This is a genomic window from Streptomyces sp. NPDC033270, assembly GCF_055576575.1.
In genome coordinates this window covers 229192-232315 of sequence record NZ_JBVIRA010000002.1, presented here as the reverse complement: position 1 = coordinate 232315, position 3124 = coordinate 229192, and the positions used below count along the sequence as shown (strand labels likewise).

Here is a 3124-nt window from a genome sequence, read left to right as displayed (position 1 = left end):
AGGCGGGGGCGTGTGGTCGCGCTCCCCCCGTCCTTCTCCCCTCTCCCCCCCCCCCCCCCCCCCCCCCCCCCCCCCCCCCCCCCCCCCCCGCCGCCGAGGAGGAAGAGCATCGATGACAGGCGCCGACGCGCAGCCGATCCGGGTTCTCGTCGCCGAGGACCAGTCCGCCGTACGGGCCGGGCTGGTCCTCATCCTGCGCTCCGCCCCCGACATCGAGGTCGTCGGGGAGGCGGAGGACGGCGAGGAGGCGGTACGGCTCGCCCGCGAGCTGCGCCCCGCCCTCGTCCTCATGGACATCCAGATGCCCCGCCTCGACGGGGTCTCCGCCACCCGCCAGGTGGTCGCCGAGCAGCTGGCGGACGTGCTGGTGCTGACCACCTTCGACCTGGACGAATACGTCTTCGGGGCGCTGCGGGCGGGGGCCGCCGGCTTTCTGCTCAAGGACAGTGACGCGGCCGCGCTGCTGACCGCGGTGCGCACGGTGGCGTCCGGCGAGGGGCTGATCGCGCCGGCGGTGACCCGGCGCCTGATCGCGGAGTTCGCCAGCCCCCGTACGGCGTCCCGGCCGGCCCGGGACGGTGCGGCGCCGGATCCGGCGGTGCTCGACGCGCTGACGCCGCGCGAGCGGGAGGTGCTGGGGTGCCTGGGACGGGGGCTGTCGAACGCCGACATCGCCTTACGGCTGGCGATGGCGGAGGCCACCGTCAAGACGCATGTCAGCCGGCTGCTGGCAAAGCTCGATCTGCGCAGCCGGGTGCAAGCCGCCGTACTGGCACAGGAGTTAGGGGTGGACGGGCCGTAGCCGGGTGCCTCGCCGGAGCCCAGCCCACAGCCGGATACCCCGCCGGTCCCGTCGCAAGCCACGGGGAATACCCTCCCCGGCCCCCGCGTTGCGGCCTCGCAGGGGGCCCTCGTGTCCCCTGGGACCCGCGACCCATGGGCGGGGCGGCCCGCTTCACGCCACGGTCTCGCGCCATCCGCAGCTCGGACAACGGAGGTACCGCACATGAACGCTGACACCGGCCGACCGACCTTCCTGCTGGTCCACGGAGGCTGGCACGGAGCCTGGTGCTGGGACCCCGTACGCGCCGCGCTCGACGCCGACGGTTGGCGGTCCCACGCCGTCGACCTGCCCAGCGTCAATCCCCCGGCCGGCCGGCCCGACGGCGCCCGGCCGGTGGGCATGCTGGACGACGCGGAGGCCATCCGGGACAGCCTCCGGCGCATCGACGGCCCGGTGGTGGTGATCGCGCACTCCTACGGCGGCGTCCCCACCACGGAGGCCATCGCGGATGCCCCGAACGTGGTGCAGGCGGTGTACCTCGCCGCTTTCCAACTGGACGCGGGCGAAAGCGTCTTCACGTTCCTCGGAAAGCCCGCGCCGGACGACGGCGCGGACCACGCCCCGCCGTACGAGCACGCCCGGCGGATACTCTTCGACGACGTGCCCGAGGCCGATGCCGCCCGTGCCGTGGCGCGGCTGCGCCCGCAGAGCGTACGGTCCTTCACGGAGAAGGTGACCACGGCAGGATGGCGCACGGTGCCCTCCAGCTACGTCGTCTGCGACCGCGACCAGGCGCTCGATCCGTCCCGGCAACGCGAGCTCGCCACGCGCGCCGATTCCGTCCACCGGCTGCCGAGCAGCCACTCGCCGTTCCTCTCCATGCCCCGGGAACTCGCCACTCTCCTGGGCCGGATCGCCACCTCCACCCTCCCCGCCCCGTGACGATGATCCGCCCCGTCCCGGCCAGGTCGTGTCCGGTCGATCAGGTGACCGCCTTGGGCCCGGGTTGTTGTGCCGGGCATGGGGCGGGGCGATCTGGGTGACGCGGAGTGGGAACGGCTGCGGCGGTTCCTGCCGGTGAGCAACGATCGTCACGCCAGGACAGCGGGCCGACTGGACCCGGTTCAGGCCCGTACTGGAGAAGATCCGCGGTTCGCCCCACCTCTACAGGCCGCCGCCCGGCGGGTACGGGCCGTGCCCGTCAGGCCACGTTCACCCTCTGGCCGGGCGGCGCCGCCTCCAGCCACGCCAGGAAGCCGGTGAGCGCGTCCTCGCTCATCGCCAGCTCCAGACGGGTGCCGCGGTGCCCGCAGGCCAGCACGATGGAGTCGGAGAGCAGTGCCAGCTCCTCCTCCCCCTGGGGGGTACGGCGCTGCAGGACCTCGATGGCGGAGCGCTCCAGGAGGCGGCGGGGCCGGGGGGCGTACGAGAACACCCGGAACCACTCGATCCGGTCGCCGTTGTAGCGCGCCACGCCGTAGATCCAGCCCTTGCCGCTGGGCTCGTCCTCCGGCACGTTCCAGCGCAGGCTGCAGTCGAAGGTGCCTCCGGACCGCTGGATGAGCCGCCGTCTCAGTCCGAAGACGAACAGCCCCACCAGCACCAGCACTACGACCGCGCCGCTCACAAGCAGAGCGAGGACCATCTCGACCGACCTCCTCGCCTCGTTGGGGGTGCCCCCGCGCCGTCGAAGCGTGGGGGAGGGAAACGCACCTGCATTGCCTCAGCCGCGAGCCGCTCCGGAGAATTCCGGGCAGCCCGCGGCTGAGGATCGATCTCGTCGGTGGCGGGGCTCAGTGAACGCCCGTCACCGCACGCAGTCGGACATCGGCGCGACGCTCGGCGGCCGCGTCGGCCTCCGACTTCGCTCGCTCCAGGGCCCGCTCCGCGCGCTGGACATCGATCTCGTCCGACAGCTCGGCCACCTCTGCGAGCAGAGACAGCTTGTTGTCGGCGAACGAGATGAAGCCGCCGTGCACGGCGGCGACGACGGTGCCGTCCCCGCTCTCGCCGGTCGTACGAATCGTCACCGGGCCCGACTGCAGCACGCCGAGCAGCGGCTGATGTCCGGGCATGACGCCGATGTCGCCCGACGAGGTGCGCGCGACGACCAGGCTGGCCTCGCCGGACCAGACCTGACGGTCCGCGGCGACCAACTCGACGTGCAGCTCAGCCACGATGGCTCCTCGGGTCTCCACCTGCCTGGTTCGGCAGATGTTGGGTCAAATACTAGTGGTCGTACGGACCGGGGGGGGGGGGGGGGGACCCCCCCAACGCGCCGGGGGTGGGGGGAAACCCAACCCTTTGTCCTGGTCTTTTGGGTCTCGATCCCCACCCACC

At 72.8% G+C, this 3124-nt stretch carries 4 protein-coding genes; 2 read left to right on the top strand and 2 right to left on the bottom strand.

Features of this window, described 5'->3' with window-relative positions:
• Nucleotides 1–112: 112 nt before the first annotated feature.
• Nucleotides 113–802 (top strand): response regulator, encoded by a 690-nt coding sequence (locus ACZ5XZ_RS04530; RefSeq protein WP_467662674.1) that lies wholly within the window; start codon nucleotides 113–115, stop codon nucleotides 800–802.
• Nucleotides 803–1006: 204 nt separating this feature from the next.
• Complete coding sequence (locus ACZ5XZ_RS04525; RefSeq protein WP_468974558.1) at nucleotides 1007–1726, top strand: alpha/beta fold hydrolase; 720 nt, start codon at nucleotides 1007–1009, stop codon at nucleotides 1724–1726.
• Nucleotides 1727–1985: 259 nt separating this feature from the next.
• On the opposite strand, the gene ACZ5XZ_RS04520 is transcribed toward ACZ5XZ_RS04525, so the two are convergent.
• Nucleotides 1986–2429, bottom strand: a complete 444-nt coding sequence (locus tag ACZ5XZ_RS04520; RefSeq protein WP_384434156.1) for a DUF2550 domain-containing protein — start codon at nucleotides 2427–2429, stop codon at nucleotides 1986–1988.
• A gap of 148 nt (nucleotides 2430–2577) precedes the next feature.
• Nucleotides 2578–2961 carry a F0F1 ATP synthase subunit epsilon gene (locus ACZ5XZ_RS04515; protein WP_030081273.1) on the bottom strand — a complete coding sequence of 128 codons (384 nt, stop codon included), beginning with the start codon at nucleotides 2959–2961 and terminating at the stop codon, nucleotides 2578–2580.
• Nucleotides 2962–3124 lie beyond the last annotated feature (163 nt).